Source organism: Chryseolinea lacunae (assembly GCF_016735595.1).
GTDB lineage: Bacteria > Bacteroidota > Bacteroidia > Cytophagales > Cyclobacteriaceae > Chryseolinea > Chryseolinea lacunae.
Window position 1 is genome coordinate 1,092,166 of sequence record NZ_JAERRB010000001.1, and the last position, 18,608, is coordinate 1,110,773.

17 protein-coding genes are annotated in these 18,608 nt (G+C 52.7%); 6 read left to right on the forward strand and 11 right to left on the reverse strand.

Translation table 11 applies throughout. The annotated features are described in order from the left end of the window. Window positions 1–11: 11 nt before the first annotated feature. The 6 genes from JI741_RS04350 to JI741_RS04375 all read right to left on the reverse strand — a co-directional run bounded on the left by JI741_RS04350 (window position 12) and on the right by JI741_RS04375 (window position 6,221). A complete protein-coding gene (locus tag JI741_RS04350) occupies window positions 12–908 on the reverse strand; it encodes a helix-turn-helix domain-containing protein (protein WP_202007732.1) in 897 nt (298 codons plus the stop codon). A 99-nt stretch (window positions 909–1,007) separates the two neighbouring features. Further along, window positions 1,008–1,826: an SDR family oxidoreductase gene (locus tag JI741_RS04355; RefSeq protein WP_202007734.1), complete on the reverse strand. Its 819-nt coding sequence runs from the start codon at window positions 1,824–1,826 to the stop codon at window positions 1,008–1,010. 404 nt (window positions 1,827–2,230) lie between these two features. Then, a complete protein-coding gene (locus tag JI741_RS04360; RefSeq protein ID WP_202007736.1) occupies window positions 2,231–3,403 on the reverse strand; it encodes a glycoside hydrolase family 88 protein in 1,173 nt (390 codons plus the stop codon). A 485-nt stretch (window positions 3,404–3,888) separates the two neighbouring features. Continuing rightward, window positions 3,889–4,827, reverse strand: coding sequence for a polysaccharide deacetylase family protein (locus JI741_RS04365; protein WP_202008112.1), 939 nt, complete (start codon window positions 4,825–4,827; stop codon window positions 3,889–3,891). A gap of 8 nt (window positions 4,828–4,835) precedes the next feature. Continuing rightward, complete coding sequence (locus JI741_RS04370; RefSeq protein WP_202007738.1) at window positions 4,836–5,234, reverse strand: DoxX family membrane protein; 399 nt, start codon at window positions 5,232–5,234, stop codon at window positions 4,836–4,838. A gap of 45 nt (window positions 5,235–5,279) precedes the next feature. Next, the gene (locus JI741_RS04375) at window positions 5,280–6,221 is read right to left on the reverse strand and encodes an NADP-dependent oxidoreductase (RefSeq protein WP_202007740.1); all 942 of its coding nucleotides are present in this window, start codon (window positions 6,219–6,221) and stop codon (window positions 5,280–5,282) included. Between the two features lie 94 nt (window positions 6,222–6,315). Here JI741_RS04375 and JI741_RS04380 point away from each other — a divergent pair, with 94 nt between their 5' ends. Together JI741_RS04380 and JI741_RS04385 are read left to right on the forward strand one after the other, a co-directional pair. Next, complete coding sequence (locus JI741_RS04380) at window positions 6,316–7,161, forward strand: AraC family transcriptional regulator (protein WP_202007742.1); 846 nt, start codon at window positions 6,316–6,318, stop codon at window positions 7,159–7,161. An 87-nt stretch (window positions 7,162–7,248) separates the two neighbouring features. Then, on the forward strand, window positions 7,249–7,614 hold the full coding sequence (locus tag JI741_RS04385) for a hypothetical protein (protein WP_202007744.1): 366 nt from the start codon (window positions 7,249–7,251) through the stop codon (window positions 7,612–7,614). Window positions 7,615–7,626: 12 nt separating this feature from the next. Here the strand turns inward: JI741_RS04385 and JI741_RS04390 are convergent, their stop codons facing one another. Beyond that, window positions 7,627–8,367 (reverse strand): SDR family oxidoreductase, encoded by a 741-nt coding sequence (locus tag JI741_RS04390; RefSeq protein WP_202007746.1) that lies wholly within the window; start codon window positions 8,365–8,367, stop codon window positions 7,627–7,629. 77 nt (window positions 8,368–8,444) lie between these two features. Further along, a complete protein-coding gene (locus tag JI741_RS04395; RefSeq protein WP_202007748.1) occupies window positions 8,445–9,017 on the reverse strand; it encodes a Crp/Fnr family transcriptional regulator in 573 nt (190 codons plus the stop codon). Window positions 9,018–9,188: 171 nt separating this feature from the next. Here JI741_RS04395 and JI741_RS04400 point away from each other — a divergent pair, with 171 nt between their 5' ends. Beyond that, window positions 9,189–10,616, forward strand: coding sequence for an APC family permease (locus tag JI741_RS04400; RefSeq protein WP_202007750.1), 1,428 nt, complete (start codon window positions 9,189–9,191; stop codon window positions 10,614–10,616). Window positions 10,617–10,673: 57 nt separating this feature from the next. Here the strand turns inward: JI741_RS04400 and JI741_RS04405 are convergent, their stop codons facing one another. Then, window positions 10,674–11,945, reverse strand: a complete 1,272-nt coding sequence (locus JI741_RS04405) for an MFS transporter (protein WP_202007752.1) — start codon at window positions 11,943–11,945, stop codon at window positions 10,674–10,676. A gap of 256 nt (window positions 11,946–12,201) precedes the next feature. On the opposite strand from JI741_RS04405, the gene JI741_RS04410 reads away from it, so the two are divergent. After that, the gene (locus JI741_RS04410; RefSeq protein ID WP_202007755.1) at window positions 12,202–14,589 is read left to right on the forward strand and encodes a mechanosensitive ion channel family protein; all 2,388 of its coding nucleotides are present in this window, start codon (window positions 12,202–12,204) and stop codon (window positions 14,587–14,589) included. 16 nt (window positions 14,590–14,605) lie between these two features. On the opposite strand, the gene JI741_RS04415 is transcribed toward JI741_RS04410, so the two are convergent. After that, window positions 14,606–15,337: a hypothetical protein gene (locus tag JI741_RS04415; protein ID WP_202007757.1), complete on the reverse strand. Its 732-nt coding sequence runs from the start codon at window positions 15,335–15,337 to the stop codon at window positions 14,606–14,608. A 3-nt stretch (window positions 15,338–15,340) separates the two neighbouring features. Next, on the reverse strand, window positions 15,341–16,930 hold the full coding sequence (locus JI741_RS04420) for a Na+/H+ antiporter (protein WP_202007759.1): 1,590 nt from the start codon (window positions 16,928–16,930) through the stop codon (window positions 15,341–15,343). A gap of 291 nt (window positions 16,931–17,221) precedes the next feature. On the opposite strand from JI741_RS04420, the gene JI741_RS04425 reads away from it, so the two are divergent. Next, complete coding sequence (locus JI741_RS04425) at window positions 17,222–17,728, forward strand: hypothetical protein (RefSeq protein ID WP_202007761.1); 507 nt, start codon at window positions 17,222–17,224, stop codon at window positions 17,726–17,728. 24 nt (window positions 17,729–17,752) lie between these two features. Then, window positions 17,753–18,601 (forward strand): sugar phosphate isomerase/epimerase family protein, encoded by an 849-nt coding sequence (locus JI741_RS04430; RefSeq protein WP_202007763.1) that lies wholly within the window; start codon window positions 17,753–17,755, stop codon window positions 18,599–18,601. Window positions 18,602–18,608: the final 7 nt, after the last annotated feature.

The window sequence follows — 18,608 nt, forward strand, 5'->3', positions numbered from 1 at the left end:
GACGCGAAGATTTAATTCAAAACCTGCTTCTTGAACAGGTTGGGACTTATGCCCACTTCTTTCTTGAACAGGCGCGAGAAGTAGGGTGGATTTTCAAATCCCAAATTGTAAGCAATCTCCGACACCGTGTTGTCTGACGCCAGCAGCATATTTTTTGCTTCCGTCATCAGAAAAATATGGATCAGTTCCAGAGCTGTTTTTCCGGTTTCCTGTTTCAGGAGGTCGCTGAGGTAGCGTCCGGAGATGTTCAGTTCGGCGGCCACATATTTCACGGTGGGCAGTCCTATGGTCTTCAGGTGACCATCTTCAACATAGTGGGTCAGCATGTCGTTGAAGCGCGACACGATTTTTCCCGACAGATCGGTGCGGTTAATGAATTGACGTTTGTAGAAGCGCTGCGAATATTTCAAGATGGAGTCGATGTGCGTGAGGATGATGTCGCGGCTGTATTCGTCGGGGTTGTTGTTATACTCTGTTTCAATTTTGTTATACAACTCCCAAATAATTTGTTCTTCCTTGGCCGAAAGATGCAAGGCTTCGTTGGTTTCGTAGTCGAAGTAGCTGTATTTTTTTATCTCGTGATAGAGCGGGTAGCCGTTCAGGATGTCTTCGTGAAAAAAAATCAGGAAGCCGTCTTCGTGCAGCTCCACGTCTCTCAGCTCGATGACCTGGCGTGGTTTGAAGAACGACATGGACCCGTGATCGTGATCGTATTTGGTGCGGCCATAACGAATCACGCCCGACTTCAGTTTTTTGAAACCGATGGCATAGAAGTCGCTGGTGAACTCCGCATTCGACAGCGAGCATGTGCGCAGCTGGCCACACTTGATCAATCCTATCAACGGGTTGGATGGCGGCTGAAATCCATTTTCACGGTGCAGTTCGCTGATGCTTTTGAAATGTTTCATACGTGTGTTTGAAAGATTTTGCAGAAGCCCCGACGTGTTTCTGAGAACGCCGGAGCTTCCACAAGTTGCCTACGATAACAAAGCGCAGGTCAAATTAATTTACTTTCCGTGTGCTTTTTCTGCCACTTCCTTCCATTCGCCCCAGGTGGCCAGGCGGTCGGAATACACCTGGGTGACCCATGGCAACGCCATTTTGCCCAGGAACAACCGCAGCGGAGGGTTGGCACTGTCAACCAGTTTCAGAATGGCGTCGGTGGTAGCTTCGGGAATGCCGAAGATATCGTCGGTGAGGCCGGCCTGAAAATCGGATTTCACTTTGTTGTAGGCGTCCAGCGGTTGCGTGTGCAACGACGAGGGTCCGGCCCAGTCGGTCGAAAAACCGTTGGGTTCCACCAGCGATACCTTGATGCCGAAGTCTTTCACTTCTGCCGCCAATGTTTCGCTCAAACCTTCCACTGCCCACTTCGATGCGTTATACAAGCCAAGCACCGGCAGCGTCACCATGCCCAGCACGCTCGATATCTGCACGATGTGACCGTGACCTTGTGCGCGCATCACGGGCAATGCGGCCTGTGTTACCCACAACAAACCGAACACGTTTGTTTCGATCTGGTCGCGTGCTTCTTTCTCGCTGGTTTCTTCAATGGAACCGAAGAGGCCATAGCCCGCATTGTTGATCACCACGTCGATGGTGCCGAAGTGTTCTTTTGCTTTTTTGATGGCGGCAAAACATTGCGCCCGGTCGTTCACATCCAGTGCCAATGCCAGCACGGTGCTGCCGTATTGTTTCACCAGGTCTTTTAGTGTTTCGGTGTTGCGTGCTGTGGCGACTACGCGGTCGCCGCGTTTCAAGAAGGCTTCTGCCCAAATTCTTCCAAATCCCTTGGAAGCACCTGTAATAAAGATTGTCTTTGCCATGTGTTGAATTTGTTAAATGATAAGACAAAGCTATGGGGGTGAGGGGCGGTGGGGCTTATACAAAAGTGGGGGATGTGGATACGAAATGACGTTGTGGCTTGCACGTTTTGATAGGTCGGTTTAGTGTTGGTGTTTTTTGGCGCATTTCATAGCCCGCTCAGGGGCCGCGGGGCCCCGCATATTCCCATCAGGGCTTAACCATACCCGCACATGCCATGGCCAGGCCGAAGGTATGCTTATGCCCTGATGGGAATATGCTGAGGGTGGGGGTGGGTGCGTGTGTGAATGTGGTGGTGGTGGGACTTCGGTGTTTATTTTTTGGTCCATGGCACTTTATAATGAAGGCATAAAAAAACCTTGACGCCATTTGGCTCCAAGGTTTTTGTGTGTTGGTAGGTGGGGTGTTACTTTTTCTTCTTTGTGATCTTGTTGTATCGGAGGAGGCCTTCGAGGTAATAGTAGTCGGCGTAGATGATGGGGGTGTCGATTTCGCTTTTGGCGGGTTTGTGGCCGGTGGAGTGTTTTAGGAGGAAATAGTGGTTGCCTTCGGGGGCAAAGTATTCGGGGCTTGACAGGCTTTGCAGTACGTCTTCGGCGAAGGTGAAGTAGGCTTTGCTTTTTTCTCCTTTCACGTAGCCGCTCAGTTCAAGCAAGGCCGAGGCGGCAATGGCGGCGGATGATGCGTCGCGTACGTCGTTGGGGATTTCGGTGGAGTTAAAGTCCCAGTAGGGAATTTTGTCATTGGGTAAGTTGGGATGGTGTGTGAAGAAGTCGGCGATGTGCACGGCTTGGTCGAGGTATTTTTTGTCTTTTGTTTCTCTGAACATCACCACGTAGCCATAGAGTCCCCAGGCCTGGCCACGGGCCCAGGCCGATTCGTCGGCGAAGCCTTGGGCGGTTTTGCGGGCAATGACGTTGCCCACCGAGTCGTAGCAAAGCACGTGGTAGCTGCTGTAGTCGGGGCGGTAGTGATTCTTCAGGGTATTGTCGGCATGGGTCACGCTGAGGTCATAGAACTTTTTGTTGCCCGAGGCTTTGGCGGCCCAGAACAAAAACTCAAGGTTCATCATGTTGTCGATGATGACGGGATATTTATAGCCGTGAAAGTCGTTCCATGATTTGATCACGCCTACTTTCGGGTTGAACCGTGTCGACAGCGATTGGGCGCCGGTGAGCAGAATGGGTTTGTAGGCCGGGTTGTTGGTGAGGCGCAGGCCGTTGCCAAACGAGCAATAGAGCATGAAGCCCAGGTCGTGTGTGCCGGTGTTGTATTGTTCTTTCTTCACGGCGAGGGTCCACTTTTCGGCTGCGGCTTTCATGGCGGGGTCTTTTGTGTATTCGTAGAGATACCACAGGGAGCCGCCGAAGAAGCCCGTGCACCACCATTCGCTTTTCATTTTTTTGTAGGTGCCGTCGGGGTTCACCGATTGGGGAAACAACGTGGTGTCGGTAAATTCCGTGAGCAGGCCTTTGTATTGGTGGAGGCTCAGCTTCATTTGTTTGTCCACATCAATTTTTGGTTGAGCGGTTGCCACCACGGCGCAGGCCAGCAGCAAAATCAGTAGCGTGTGTTTCATAGGGGTTGTAGTATGCGTAGTTAAAAGTTTGGGTTCGTTCCATTCGCCACCGTGCAAAGCTTCCGATGACACCTTTGTCTGTTCTGTAGCGGATCACATCCCACTTCAGGTCATGTCATGTTCATGTTCGCTCTTACCCTAACATGACGAAACACAGCGGTGTATCCCTGATAATATTTGTCATTATTTAGGATTGATGCAACTACTATTTTACGGCCATCTTGTCCCGTACCCGCCGATTCGCGTGCGATCCTGCATTTAACGTCCCTCAGCAGGCTGCGTGGCGTCTTTATTCCTTTTGCTTTTGAGACAGCCCTTACTGCCACGGCCCAACCCTCCATTTCCGGAATGGCAACCTGATGAACAGGATGACGACGGATGCTACTGGCGGGGTTCCCCCTTCACCACAAAAAAAGCCCGCCGAATTTCTCCGGCGGGCCGATCGCCCAAACCCCTACTCACTCCTGTTCACACGACCGCTTACTTTATTTTCCTTCCGCTAAAATCCATTTGGCAATTTCGTCCTTGCGTTTGAAGACCACACCCTTTTGCTTCAGGGCATACTGAAAAAATTGTTTTGCTGCGGCCACCATGGCGGGCGATCCGCCGATGCGATCGTGAAAGCTTATGGACATCTGGCGACGCTTCACGGCGGCTTCGTCATAGAGCTGGTCAAACTCAAGCTTCAATTGGTTGAGAAACTGGTCGGCCGAAAAGTTCTTTCCCTCCACCAGCAGAATGTCGTTGCAACGGATGGTGTAGGGCACCACAGCAAACGGCTTACCGTTGACGGTGGTCACAAAAGGTTCGTCGCGACTGAGGTCGTCTATGTGGTAGCGAAAGCCAAGTTCCTGCAGGATGGCCAATGTGTTTTCGCCGCGGCGCAGCCAGTTGGCGTTGTAGCCCACTGGTGTGGCGCCCGTGGCGTGCTTCACGGCCTGCACGCCATCGTCGATAAACTTCTTCTCTTCCTCGCGCGACATGGCATATTGCGTGCTCCAACGCATGCCGTGGGCCGCAGCCTCATGGCCTCGCAACACAATTTCTTTGGCCAGCGCAGGATTTTTCAACACCGCCTCCCCTACCATGTGCGAGGTCACCTTGATGCCGAATTTATCCCACAAGTCCAGCATGCGCGGAATACCTTCTTCATAGCCGTAGGCATACCACGTTTCGGCCGGCAAGTCTCTATAGCCCGCCTGCATGTTTTGTGGAAAAGGACTTTCAGCGTTGGCCGGTTGCCCTCCGGCCTCAAACTGCATCGACACGGAGATGACCAGGCGTGCCCCTTCGGGCCAAAATTTTTTTCCAACTTCACGATCCGCGTGCGCCCCTACGCCGCGCGCAGCTGCGCCTTGTACCAACAACAAGCCCGCGGCACCGGCCACGCCGGTGTTCTTCAAAAAATTTCTTCGCGTCGTCATGGCTTGTTCTATTTTTTCACAAGTGTGTCCAGCGCATAACCATTGTGTTGCAGGCCCGACAGGAGAATCCCAAAAAAGAAGGCGTGAATGAGCTGCGAGGGAATGGCACCCCAATCCTCGATCATGCCTGCACCAAAGATCAACATCACCATCACCAGGCCCCCGGCAACCAGCGCGGGCCTTGTTAATAATCCAAGTATTAACAACGTGCCAATCACAAATTCAGCCACCGGCAACGCATAGCTGAAGGGAAGCACCATGATCTTTGGCAGCATCGATTTCTCAAATTGTCCTACCATCCATCCACTAAATCCAGTGAGTTTTGGCAGACGCACCAGGCCGTGCGCAAACATGCTGGCGCCAACGGCCAATCGCAGCAACGCAAATGTCAGTTCATTCTCTATCATCGTTATTTTAGTTTAAAGTTGTTTAAGGTTTCGCGTTTTGTAGTTCTATACGGTTACTACAATTTTACCTTTGGTCCGGCCGGTTTCCAGTTGCAGATGCGCCTTGCCCATTTCGTCGAATGGAAAAATATGCGACACATGCGATTTCACAATGCCCGCTTCCAGCCACTGCGCCACCTGACGCATGCCGTCGCCGTTCGATTGCACGAGGAAAAAATACGCGTTCGCATTTTTCGCACGGGCAAGGTCCACCACGTGGGGCGGCACAGCGGTGGGGATGCTGATCAGCGTTCCTCCGGGCTTCACCACCGCTACCGAACGCTCCAGTGTCTCGCCGCCCATCGTATCGAGCACAAAGTCCACATCGTGAACCGTGTCTTCAAATCGTTCGCGTGTATAATCAACATGGTGGTGTGCACCAAGCGACCGTATAAAGTCTTTGTTCGCCGACGATGACGTGGCAATCACGTGTGCTCCGAGGTGCCTCGCCATCTGCACAGCATAGTGCCCCACCCCACCAGCACCGGCGTGGATGAGAACCGATTGGCCGGGCTGTATTTTTGCGCGTTGTGTCAATGCCTCCCAGGCGGTGAGGGCCGCCAGGGTTGCCGCCGCTGCTTCTGGGTGGTCGATGTTTACCGGTTTTCGTGTGACGTGCGCAGCGGGTGTGGTCACGTATTCGGCATACGCCTTTCCATGCCCGGGAAAGTTTACCATACCAAACACTTCGTCGCCTGCAACAAAGTCCTTCACCTGGTTGCCCACAGCGGCGATCGTACCCGAAATGTCCCATCCCAAAATCAACGGCATGTATTCTTTCAGCCTGCCCGACATCCCCTTGCCCGCACGGGTTTTCACATCCACGGGATTTATGCTTACGGCTTTCACCTGCACCAGCAATTCGTTTTCGAGGGGCACGGGTTGGGGCGGCGTTACCTGCACCAGGTGTTCAATACCACCAAACTCATTCAATTGTATGGCCTTCATAGCGTCAGTTGTTTTTTTTGTGCAACAAAGGTGAACTCAAAACACGGGGCATCTCTTGTATTATTATGGGTTTTGCCGGTACTTTTGCAGGATCATGCAAACCGAGAATCTTTACGCTCCTTTTGATATGGAGTATGTGGAAGTAAAAGAGTGCCCCATCGTGGAGCACCGGCACACCTTTTTTGAACTGGTTTATGTGCTGGACGGCACGGGCGTGCAGTCCATCAACAAAAACAAGATGCCATTCGGGCCCGACAAAATGTTTTTGCTGATGCCACAAGACACGCATGCGTTCGAGATCACCAAAGTTTCGAAGTTCTTCTTCATAAGGTTCACCGACGTGTACCTGAAAAATCAGAACAAGGAATGGCTGCAACGGCTGGAGTTCATTTTTCAAAACAACAGTCACCTGCCCGGCTGCATTCTCAAAAACAAACCCGACAAGATGCTGGTGCGTGCCCTGGTGGAAGGCCTCATTCGCGAGCAGGTGAACCAGAAAGAACTTCACCGCGAACTGGTGCAGCAGCTGGTCAACACGCTCATCACCATCGTGGCCCGCAACCTGGCGCTTATGCTTCCTGAAATCAAGCCGCTGCAAACACAGCAACGCCTTTCGCAGGAGATGGTCAACTATGTGCACCAGCATATCTACCTGCCCGAATCGCTTAAGGCCGAAAAAATTGCCGACCGTTTCAACGTGGCCCCTACCTACATCAGTGAATATTTCAAAAAACTCACGGGCCAAAGTTTGCAGCAATACATCATCGTCTACAAGCTGAAGCTGGCCGAAATCCGTTTGCAATACAGCGACATGCGCATGAACGAAATCGCGGCCGAGCTCAACTTCACCGACGAAAGTCACCTGAACCGGATGTTCAAAAAACACCGCGGCAAAAGCCCGTCCGAATTTCGAAGGGGTGTGCTCAAGGCCCGCGCCTGAGGTCTTCGGTCATAAAAAAATAATACCACTGCAAAGTCGTTTCAGTAGACGAGCCGTAATTGTCATGACCATTCAACTTTCATTGTCATGCCCATACACCGCGAGTTTTTAGAAACGATGCTGAACCGGCGAAAAATCACCATTACCCCCTTGCGCTTGCAGGTGTTGGAATGTATCCTGAACTACCGCGAAGCATTCACCATCGAGCAGGTGTGTCATGACCTTGAACACACCACCAAAGTTGATGCGGCCACGGTTTCGCACCTGCTCATCCAGTTCAATCGCAGCGAACTCATCACCCGGTTGGAAGACGAAGAGGTTGGCCTCCGGCGATCGGGCCGGAAAGTGGTTCGGTATGTCTGGCTTAGCCATTACATCCGAACAACCAACCGGCTGTCGGGTCCGCTGGTGGAGTTTAAGAAGAAGCGGAGAAAAGCCGATCGCCCCGGATAACAGAGCCTAATGCTACACCAGCACCGAGCCTCCATCCACCACAATCACTTGCCCCGAGCTGTAGGGTTGCTTCATCAGATACAAATAAGTTTGCGCCACTTCGTCGGGCTCACCCACCCGTTTCACCAGTAACGATTGCCCTACCGCCGTGTAGAGGGCTTCGCGGTCGGGAGCACTCATGCTGTTCCACAGGTCGGTGCGGACCACGCCGGGCGATACGATGTTTACGCGAATAGGCGCCAACTCCACCGCCATGGCGCGCATAAATCCTTCCATGGCGCCGCAGATGCTTGCCCCCAGCGACCATCCTTTTCCGGGACGCGCGCTGGCGATGCCGCTGGTGAGTGTGATCGATCCACCGGGTTGAATGAACGGGTGGGCATATTTCACCGACAGAAACGCTCCCCAATAGCGTATGCTAAAATAGTTTCGGGCAAACGCAACCTCCGTTGAATCGATCGGACTCAGGCTTATGTTTTCGCCTGCCGTGAATACGAGGTGATCAAATTTTCCCACGGCTTCGAAGAACGCCTTGATTTCAATTTCGTTTGTCACGTCGAGTGTGTGACCTTTGCTGTTGGCGGGCAACTGGGCGAGGGCCGCGTCGACACGCTGGCGGTTGCTGGATGCAATCACCACGCGTGCACCTTCTTCTGTCACTGCTTTTGCCGTGGCAAGTCCCAACCCCGAGCTTCCGCCCACCACAACAACTTTCTTGCCGGCCAGCGGCGATGTTTTTCCTTTTGTGTCCATGATTTCTGTTTTTTTCGGCACAAAATTCCGGATGCCACCGCTGTCACGGTTTACCAAATGGTAAATAAGAAACAAGGCTACTTAAAATTTCTGCGAATGCGACTTAACGATTGTTGGGTCACGCCCAGGTAGGCGGCCACGTCGGCAAGGGAAACCTGGCGGGCGATGTCGGCTTGATGTTCCATGAACAAGGCATAACGTTCGAGGGAAGGATGACCCAGGTAGAGGTTCCGCAGTTTCACTTTGTCGAGCAAACCTTGTTGAATAATGTGTTCGATGCGGCCTTCGAGGTAGGGAATTTTTTCGTAGAGCTTTTGCAACTCTGCTTTGGTGATGCGCAGCACGTCGCCGTCGCAGGCCGCCTGTATGTGCTCTTCGGCCACGACGCCTTGTTTGAAACTTTGCAAAATGGTGCAGAACTGATTTTGCTTTAGAAAATAATGAACAACACGTTCGCCTTGTTCGCGCACCATCACAATCTTCAAAACGCCGCGGCAAACAAAAAACATCTCCTTGCAAACGTGACCACCCTCAAAAAGATAGTCGCCCTCGCGCACAGTCTCTTGCCGAAAGGCCTCCAGAATAATTTCCTGGTCTTCTTCGGAAAGGCTTCCAAAACGTTGCAGATAGGTGAGCAGGATGTTTTTCATGAGCGAATGACGACAATATGCGAATCGAACTTCATGTCACCAAACCCTTCGCGTGCAAACTTTCTCCACCGTGTCAACACATAATTCATCAATTCTGGATATTTTACCTCCCGATAGCACCATCGTCGCCTGGGGAAGGTGGCGTGCTCACCCTAAACCACCACAAACGCTATGGCTCAGCCGGAAAAAACACAGGGACAACTTGTGCGCTCGCTCGGATTGTTTTCTGCCTTCATTCTCACCGTCAGTTCCGTTATCGGGTCGGGCGTTTACAAAAAGGTGGCGCCGATGTCGTCCGAGTTGTTGTCGGCCGATCTGGTGTTGGTTTGCTGGGTGCTGGCAGGACTCATCACGCTGTGTGGAGCGTTAAGCAATGCGGAGGTGGCCGGGTTGCTGGCCGATTCGGGTGGGGAGTATGTGTACTTCCGTAAAATCTACAATAAGTTTTTCGCGTTCCTGTTTGGCTGGTCGGCCTTTGCCGTGATACGCTCGGCAGCGGCGGCGTCTATTGCCTATGTGTTTGCGCACTCGTTCAATGCGCTGGTCGCGCTTCCGGAATTGCCGGAGTCGTGGGCCAGCATTTCGGTGATGGGCGTGTTTACGCCGTTCGACAACTTTGGTGTGAAGTCGCTCACGGTGTTGCTCATCGTGGTGTTGTCCTACAATAATTATATCGGTCTCAAATTTGGCGAGGGGCTCAGCAAAGGCGTCACCATCATTGTGGTGTGCAGCATCTTCCTCATCATTGTGCTGGGGCTCACGCTGGGGGGTGGCAGCTGGGCAAACTTCACCACGCCCGCCACTGGGTTCGTGCAACGCTCGTGGACAGACAGCGCGTTTATTCAAAGCATTTTCGCCGCCATGCTTGCCGCGTTCTGGGGCTATGAAGGGTGGACGGCCACAGGGTATATAGGCGGTGAAATAAAAAATCCGAATCGTAACCTTCCTCTCGCCCTGGTGTTCGGCGTTTCGTTTGTTATGCTCGTCTACATCAGTATCAACTTCACCTACCTGTTTGTGTTGCCCATCGACGAGATCGTGGCCGTTCACAAATCGCAAAACACAATCGCGGCCGTAGTCGTGATCAAACATTTTCTTGGCGAGACCGGGGCGTTGTTCATCGCATTGCTCATATTGCTCACCACGTTTGGATGCACCAACACCACGTTGCTGGGGCCTCCCCGACTCTACTATGCCATGGCGAAAGAAGGTATGTTTTTCAAGGCTGCGGCCTACATCCATCCCAAGTATAACACTCCCTCCAAAGCCATCTGGATTCAGGCGGTATGGTCGTCGTTGCTGGTGTTTTCGGGAAGCTTTGATCAGCTAACGGACATGCTGGTGTTTGCCGCCTTCATCTTCTATGGTGCCACCACACTGGGCGTGTTTGTGCTTCGTTTCAAAATGCCCGACGTGCCCCGTCCTTACAAAGCGTGGGGCTACCCCGTGGTGCCGGCCATTTTTATTTTGTTTTGCATCGCGCTCATCACCATCACGCTGGTGTCCAAACCGCGTGAGGCCCTCATTGGCCTAGCGCTCATGGCCAGTGGTCTGCCCTTCTACTTTTACTGGAACAGGGGCGAGAAGCAGGCTCGCTAAAAACGTATCTGACATGACGTGCGTCTGGGTGGTGCGTTGTAAAATTTCTTTAGAAGATCAGCCGGTAGTTTCCACAGAGCGTTCCTTCAATTGTTCGAGCTTCATCTTTTCTGACGACTTCAGTTCGCGGCGGCGCAAAAAGGGCATGAAGGCCAGGGCGATGCACAGGGTGATGGCACCTTGCAACAGCAACGTGTTGGCTGCTCCCACATAGTGCGACAACGACCCGATGAGCAGACTGCCAATGGGCTGCATGCCGAAGAAGGCCATGGCATAGTAGCTGATGACACGCCCCCGCATGGCAGGCACCACCGCCATTTGAATGAGCGTGTTGCTGATGGTGGTTTGCGACATCATGCCGAACCCCGTCAGCACCAGGAATGGCATGGCCAGTGGCATGCTGGAAATGTGTGAAAAGGTGAGCAGGCCCAGGCCAAACAACAGCGTATTCACAAACAGAATGCGTTTCAGCTCCGTGCCCGGCTTTAGCGACGCCAGAAAGAACGCGCCCGCAATGGCACCGAGTCCAACAAAACTGTTCAGATACCCAAACGTAGCCGCACTGCCGTGGTAGATCTCCTTGGCATAGACAGGCAACAACGTGACATAGGGCAACGACAACAAACTGATGAGGGCCAGCATGAGCATGACCCTGCTGATGGCCGGTGTTTCCTTCAAATAGACAAATCCATTCTTGAGGTCGGTGATGGCGTTGTTGAGACGCTCCGTTTTTTTATAGACCGGCAGGCGCATAAACAGCAGCGAAGCAATCACCGCCAGAAAGCTGCAGGCATTGATGAAGAAACATACCGAAGCACCAAGGTTCTCCAACACAATGCCCGACAAGGCCGGGCCGATGAGGCGCGCCAGGTGCACCATAGACGAGTTGAGGGCGATGGCGTTGGGCACGTGCTCTTTATTGTTCACCATGTCGTAGACCATGGCTTGCCGTGCCGGCACATCGAAGGCGTTGATGATGCCTAGCACCACACTGAGCGTGAGAATATGCCACACTTCATAGTGGCCCGACAGGATGAGCCCGGTCACACACAAGGCCTGCACCAAAGACGCTACCTGGGTCAGCAACAACACCCGGTAGCGATTGTAGCGGTCGGAAACCACGCCACCCAGGATAGAGAGCAGAAACGACGGAAACTGGGTGGCAAAAACGGCCGTGCCCAGCATGAACGACGACCCCGTCTTTTCATAGACGAGCCAATACACGGCGGTGCGCTGCATCCATGTGCCGATGAGCGAAACCGATTGTCCTGAAAAATAGAGCCGGTAGTTCCGGCTTTGAAAAGCTTTGAATGCCTGAATCTCTCTCATGCTCCTGTGCTGTGCACCCTCTTCTGCAAACTGCGTGCAAACTAATCCATCGCGGCCGTTCTATCGCTACCGTGTGCAAAACGGGGAGCGCTGTTTTTATTTTTCGGGAACGGTTTTAGTCCTTTCCGTTTATGGCGGATAACTTCCATTCGTGGCCCCGCATTTCCGGTCCGGCGGAATTTGATTTCAGAAACCGGCAATTCCCTCTTCAGCAATTTCGTTCTACCTTTGCCCGTTCCTAATTTTTTAGTACTTCATGACGGCACTCATCCGATACGGCAAGCAAACTTTTTTTATTTCCCTGTTGATGCTGGCCACCGCCACCATCGCTTTTTCACAACAACAACCCAAAGACCGGTCCGATTCGGGCCGAACCTACCGAAGAGATCGCGGCAATGCCATGACCTTGTTTGCCGATTCGGCCAGCGCCACGTCGGCCGAATTCATGTTGCACCTGGAGAGCGCCTATCAACGCATGGATTCCATTCAGGGCGAAACCAAACTGAGTCCCGAAATTATGATCACGGGCCTGAAGCTGCGCGAGAGCGACACCGTGATTCAGTTTGTGAACAAAAGTCTTTCTACTTACGACCAGACGCTGAACCTGCGCAACCTCGAGATGCTGAAGATTCTCCTGGAAAATGTGCAACGCGACCTGCGACACTATAATGAAGATTTCAAAGAACGCTACACCGACCTTGAAGCCCTGCGTACACAAATGCGATCATTCCGTCGAGACACGGTGCTTCGCCAATTGTTTCGCGACTCGGTTGCACGCAAAAAATTTCTGCCTCAATTGCAAAGCCTTCGCGCCAAACGACGCGTCACCGACAGCCTGCTGCGCACCAGCCTCACCACCGTGAACGCTTTTAAAACACAAGCCTCGGCCGGCTCCATCCTCTCGGCACAACTCATGAGCCGGCTCGACAACCAACTGAGCATGGCGAGCAAGACCGTGTTTTCGAAAGAGGTGAACTACCTCTGGGAACACGCCCCTGCCGTGGCCAAAGAAAAACAGAACCTCCGCGAAATTTTGCTCGGCGACCAAACCGCCCTGAATTTATATTTCACCACCTCGGCCGAAAACAGATTTGTGCGCTACCTCATCGGCATCGCATTTCTGTGGTGGGTGGTGCGCAACCTGCGCATTCTGAAACGCGAAGGTAAAGTGGATACCCTGAAGCCTTACGACATCACGTATGTGACACACCAGCCCATCGCCTCCACATTTGCCGTGATCTTCACCATTGCGCCGCTCTTCGACCTGCATGCGCCGGCGGCCTATGTGCAATCGGTGCAGCTCCTGTTGCTGATCGCGCTCACGTTTCTTTACCGGAAGCAGTGGCCGCGCACGTTGTTCACCTATTGGCTTGGTGTGGTGGTTTTGTTCCTATTGTTCAGTGTCACCAGTCACATCATTGTGCCGTCGGTGTGGCAACGGCTGTTCATCATTGCCATGAATGTGGCGGGCGCAGGACTGGCGTGGCTGTTCCTGAAAGCCTTGCCGGCCAACATTCAACTGCGACGCTTCCTGAAGATCGTTTTGATTTTGCAGATCGGGTTGCACGTGCTGGCCATCATCTTTAACATCTATGGACGCATCACATTGTCGCAAATGCTGGGCGCTACGTCCGTGTTTGCCGTGACGCAAGTCATTGGCTTGTCGGCGCTTGTGGAGATTCTTATTGAAGCGCTCCTGCTGCAAATTCACACCAGCCGTGTGAAGAATGCGTTGGAGAACGCGTTTGATCATGCGCCCATCGTACACAACTTTCGCAAGCCGCTGCTGTGGATTGTGGTCGTGATGTGGCTCATTGTGTTCACGACCAACCTGAACCTGTACGACACCCTGTTCAACAACCTGTCTTCCTTGTTGAATGAGACGCACAACATCGGCAGCACCACGTTCACGTTTGGCAGCATCCTGTTGTTCTTCCTCATCATCTGGCTCGCCCACTTCCTGCAACGTTATGTGGGCTATGTGCTGGGCGACATCGGCGACGACGACGGCGAAGGTCTTGCACACCGCTCAAAACTTTTGATGACGCGCCTCATCGTGCTGAGCGCCGGCTACCTGCTGGCCGTGTCGGCTTCGGGCCTGCCAGTCGACCGGATCACCATCGTGCTCGGTGCATTGGGTGTGGGGATTGGCTTGGGCTTGCAGAACATTGTCAACAACTTTGTGTCGGGCATCATTCTCATTTTTGACCGTCCGCTCAAAGTGGGCGATTCGGTAGAAGTAGGAAGTCACGCCGGGCGTGTAAAAGAAATCGGGCTTCGTTCCAGCACGCTGGCCACCACCGACGGTGCCGACATCATCATTCCCAACGGAGATGTGCTTTCACAACATATTGTGAACTGGACACACGGCAACACCTTTAAACGCATCGACCTTGTGCTCACCGTGCTCACCTCGGACGATAAAGAAACCGTGATCGCCCTCATCAAAGAAGTGATCCGCTCCACCGACCGCATTCTCAAAAAACGCGACCCCGTGGTGTTGGTCGACAGTGTGAAAGATGGTGAAATGACGTTGAGAATTTATTTCTGGTGCGAAGATGTGCTGAAGGCCGACATCACAAAAAGCGATGTACGCTACCAGCTTCACCAGGAGTTTAAAGTTAAGGGTATTGGCACGAAATGATTTTCGGCGCCACTACCTACTTCGTGAATTCACGCTTTGCCGCTTCAATCTGTTCCTTTATTTTATTTCCGCAGCCCTTGTTGTTTTCTGACGAACGATCGAAGAAATAGACCAGCATATCGCCAATGGTTTCGTCCTGAAAAGAAGGTGCTTTTGCAACACCGGTGATCGGGATGTCGAACTCAAGGTCGCGCAGCGTGTAGTCGTTTCGGTGGTCGATGGAGCGGGAGTTCCAATGATTGATTTGTTTCAGCACCACACGGTCTTCCTCCACAACAATCTCGCTGAAGTAGCCGGGGCGATAGTCGTCGCCCGCGTTGCAGTGGTGCGCCTGCTTGGCAATGGTGTCGGCGATGGTGAGGTAGCGGGTCACGCTTTCGGAATAGGTTGATTGTTTGGCAGAGGTATTCCAAGTGTAGCCACCCGGCGGTGTGTTCTGTTTGATGAAGTCCTCGACCCTTGCCTCCTGTTCGCGTTTTTCGCAGTATAGACCTGCATAGACCAGGCGATCGTTTTCTATTTCGAAGGTGACCTGCAAATATACGGCAGAAGCATGTTTTTCTTGCTTGGGGAGTTTGCGATCGAGAAAAAGCTTCAGCTTCACCGTGTGGTAGCTCACAACAAGCATGGTGCTGAATCCATCGAACGAGTCACCCGCCGCCTGCCTGTCTTTTTCCTCCATCGTCTCCAGTATGACGAGCAACGTCTGCACCTCGCGAAGGGCATTTAGAATTGAAAGTGTCTCCATATTTTATTCAGTGCGGTCGTAGTAGGAACGGATCTTTTCTTCTTCGAGATCCAGCAGATTTTGATGCCGGCGCACCACGGCTTCGTCGGTGGTGTCGTCTTTGTTTATGCGGTCGAGCAGGTCGCGCTGTTGTTCGAGCAGTTGCAGATAGATCTGGCGGTATTCGTCCTGCTCGGGATCGTCGGTACCCTCCACATGTTTTGTGTCGCGTTCGAACCGGTCTTTCAGGTGTTGCAGACGGGAGTTGACTTTCACTTTTTCGCTGTGCGCGCCGTCGAGGGTTTGTAGAATTTGCACGGCAAGTTTTTTACGCAGTATGGATTCCTGTTGTTCAAGAGGCAGCGCATTGTCGCGATCCTCCATGTTCACCCACCGGATGATGAGCGGCAACGTGAGGCCTTGCAGCACCAGGGTGATAAGGATGACGGTGAAGGTGATGAAGAGAATGAGGTTGCGCTGGGGAAACATTTCACCGTTGGTGAGGTAGAGCGGAATAGACAAGGCCGCCGCCAGCGACACCACACCCCGCATGCCCGCCCACCCTAATATAAGCGGCCCCCGCCATCCCGGCTGGTTGTCGGCCGTGGTGATGTAGCGGCTGATGAACACCGTGAAGTAGGACGCAAACAGCGTGCACAACAACCGGGTGACGATGAGCACCACAGAAATAAGAACGCCATAGCCAATGGCAGACGCTACACTGATTGATCCCAGCTCCTGGATGATCACAGGCAACTCCAGACCGATGAGCATGAACACCAGACCGTTCAGCACAAAGCCCAGTGTAGACCACACGTTGCTCCCCCGCAGCCTGCTTCGATAACTTAGGAATGAATGACTTCGCATAGACAGAAAGAGACCACCACTAACCACCGCGAGCACACCCGAGAAATGAAACGCCTCGGCCGTGACATACATCACATACGGTGCCGTGAGTGTGAGCACGATGTCGATATTAACCGTTGTGGGCAACCACTTATGAATGGCGTAGTAGATGAGCGCGATGACCAGCCCCACCGCGATGCCCATGGCGATGACCAGAACAAAGCTCACGGCCGCTTCGTGAAAAATGAAACGCCCGGTGTCTACAGCGATGAGCGCAAACCGAAACACGATCAAGCTTGAGGCATCGTTCAACAAACTTTCACCTTCGATGATGGAAGACACCCGGCGCGGCACCGTTACATATTTCAACACCGACGTGGCCGACACTGCATCGGGGGGCGACACAATGCCTCCCAGTAAAAATCCCAAGGCCAGCGTGAACCCGGGAATGACCGCGCTCGACACCAGCGCCACCACAAAGGAGGTGACAATGACAATGAGAAACGCAAAGCTGGAAATGACACGACGCCAGCGCCACAGTTCCTTCCAGGACGTGTTCCACGCCGCTTCGTAAAGCAGCGGTGGCAGAAAAATCACAAAGATCAGTTCGGGGTCAATACTCATCACGGGAATGCCCGGCAAGATGCTCAGCAGCAGCCCACCCAAAACCAGCACAATGGGATAGGCGATCTTCAGTTTCTGCGCCAGCATGACCAGCAACAGAATGGCGATGATGAGAAAGAGGTATTGAATGAACGGTTCCAGCATAGTCCGGCAAAGGTTTTTTTTAACGCGCACAGCGTCACGTTTAACGCATAGGTTTTGAACGGCTAAGCTATCACAAAAATCGTAATGTTCCAGCCGCCAACACGCCCGCGCGACGCTCAAATCATGGTTTGACCCTTACATTCCGTAGCGGATTTTTTCCATCACAATCGATTTGTTCGTGCGCCTTCCACGATGCCGTTCCTTCCGGCCGCTTGTGTACAAAATCCGGGTTAAGCCCTAAAAAAATTATTACCTTTCAAGGGTACCCTAACCGCTTTGCCGTCTATCGTAATGAAAAAGATTACCATACCCTATTTTCCCATGGGCCTGAAGATTGCTTCCCCGGTGCTGGCGCTTGCCGGAATATGGCTCATCGTACAATCGCATCCCGTGTGGGGTGTGCTGCTGGTGTTGCTCTGTGTGATCATTTTCACGACGCGGTATGTGACAGAAATTGATTTGCAGAAAAAAGTTTGTCGTGACTATTTGTCGGTGGCCGGCGTGGCATTCGATAAAGAAGAAAAACGATTCAACGCCGCCGACCGCATCCTCATCACCAAGGGCAACTATGCCAAGCGGGCAAATACCATCGTGCAGTCGCGCACGGTGAACTGGACGGACTACACCGGAACTCTCGTGTTTGACAACGACGACACGCTTGACCTGCTCACCCACACCAGCAAGCGCGACCTCATTCTGGGTCTGAAAGAGTTTGCTACGTTCCTCAACGTGGGCATCGAAGACCGCTCTACCAGCCATTACTATTGGGTGGACATCGCACAAGTTGAAAAAGAATAAACTACCTATAGACTACAACAACCCATGAAACACACATTTGTCCTTTTGCTTTTTGTATCGGTTTCGTTTCTCGCGGGCGCCCAGCGTTTTGGCAAGACCCTGAAGAACACACCCGGCATTGTTTCGTACACCTATCGCAACAGCTTTAAAATTGATGTGGCCCTCACGTTAGACACGATCAAAACGCTGGGCATAACCGACATTGAGTTTTCGAATCTCTTTGGCAAAACCGCCGCCGAACTGCGCGCACTTCTCGATGCCCGCGGCATGCACTGCTCGTCGTTTGGCGTGAGCTTCGACGACCTGAAAAACAAAACCCGCGAAGTGGGCACCAATGCCAAAACGTTGGGTGCTTCGTTTGTGCGGGTGGCGTGGGTGCCACACGAAAACCGGACCGTAGACGCGGCCTTCATCAAAGAAACGGCCGATGCCTTTAACGCGGCCGGCAAGGTGCTGAAAGATGAGTTCAACCTCAGCTTCTGTTATCACAACCACGGCTATGAATTTGTGGCGTACGAAAATGGAACGTTGTTCGACTACCTCGTGGCCAACACGGATGCAGCCTACGTGAATTTTGAGTTGGACATTCTCTGGGCGTTTCATCCCGGCCAGGACCCCGCCAAGCTGATCAAGAAATATCCGAAGCGCTTCAAACTCATGCACGTAAAAGATCTGCGCAAGGGTGTGAAGGGTGATTTCACGGGCGGCACGTCGCCGGAAAATGATGTGGCCCTCGGCACCGGGCAGATCAACATTGCCGAAGTGATTAAAGCCGCACAGCAATCGGCCATCGAACATTTTTATATTGAAGACGAAAGCAGCGCCGTGAAAACACAGGTGCCCGCCAGCCTGAAATATTTGAAATCGCTCTAGCCAATCC

What these genes read in the sequence shown, in the direction of transcription:
- JI741_RS04350 (WP_202007732.1), bottom strand. Translation starts at nt 908, where the DNA reads ATGAAACATTTCAAAAGCATCAGCGAACTGCACCGTGAAAATGGATTT.
- JI741_RS04355 (WP_202007734.1), bottom strand. Translation starts at nt 1,826, where the DNA reads ATGGCAAAGACAATCTTTATTACAGGTGCTTCCAAGGGATTTGGAAGA.
- JI741_RS04360 (WP_202007736.1), bottom strand. Translation starts at nt 3,403, where the DNA reads ATGAAACACACGCTACTGATTTTGCTGCTGGCCTGCGCCGTGGTGGCA.
- JI741_RS04365 (WP_202008112.1), bottom strand. Translation starts at nt 4,827, where the DNA reads ATGACGACGCGAAGAAATTTTTTGAAGAACACCGGCGTGGCCGGTGCC.
- JI741_RS04370 (WP_202007738.1), bottom strand. Translation starts at nt 5,234, where the DNA reads ATGATAGAGAATGAACTGACATTTGCGTTGCTGCGATTGGCCGTTGGC.
- JI741_RS04375 (WP_202007740.1), bottom strand. Translation starts at nt 6,221, where the DNA reads ATGAAGGCCATACAATTGAATGAGTTTGGTGGTATTGAACACCTGGTG.
- JI741_RS04380 (WP_202007742.1), top strand. Translation starts at nt 6,316, where the DNA reads ATGCAAACCGAGAATCTTTACGCTCCTTTTGATATGGAGTATGTGGAA.
- JI741_RS04385 (WP_202007744.1), top strand. Translation starts at nt 7,249, where the DNA reads ATGCCCATACACCGCGAGTTTTTAGAAACGATGCTGAACCGGCGAAAA.
- JI741_RS04390 (WP_202007746.1), bottom strand. Translation starts at nt 8,367, where the DNA reads ATGGACACAAAAGGAAAAACATCGCCGCTGGCCGGCAAGAAAGTTGTT.
- JI741_RS04395 (WP_202007748.1), bottom strand. Translation starts at nt 9,017, where the DNA reads ATGAAAAACATCCTGCTCACCTATCTGCAACGTTTTGGAAGCCTTTCC.
- JI741_RS04400 (WP_202007750.1), top strand. Translation starts at nt 9,189, where the DNA reads ATGGCTCAGCCGGAAAAAACACAGGGACAACTTGTGCGCTCGCTCGGA.
- JI741_RS04405 (WP_202007752.1), bottom strand. Translation starts at nt 11,945, where the DNA reads ATGAGAGAGATTCAGGCATTCAAAGCTTTTCAAAGCCGGAACTACCGG.
- JI741_RS04410 (WP_202007755.1), top strand. Translation starts at nt 12,202, where the DNA reads ATGACGGCACTCATCCGATACGGCAAGCAAACTTTTTTTATTTCCCTG.
- JI741_RS04415 (WP_202007757.1), bottom strand. Translation starts at nt 15,337, where the DNA reads ATGGAGACACTTTCAATTCTAAATGCCCTTCGCGAGGTGCAGACGTTG.
- JI741_RS04420 (WP_202007759.1), bottom strand. Translation starts at nt 16,930, where the DNA reads ATGCTGGAACCGTTCATTCAATACCTCTTTCTCATCATCGCCATTCTG.
- JI741_RS04425 (WP_202007761.1), top strand. Translation starts at nt 17,222, where the DNA reads ATGAAAAAGATTACCATACCCTATTTTCCCATGGGCCTGAAGATTGCT.
- JI741_RS04430 (WP_202007763.1), top strand. Translation starts at nt 17,753, where the DNA reads ATGAAACACACATTTGTCCTTTTGCTTTTTGTATCGGTTTCGTTTCTC.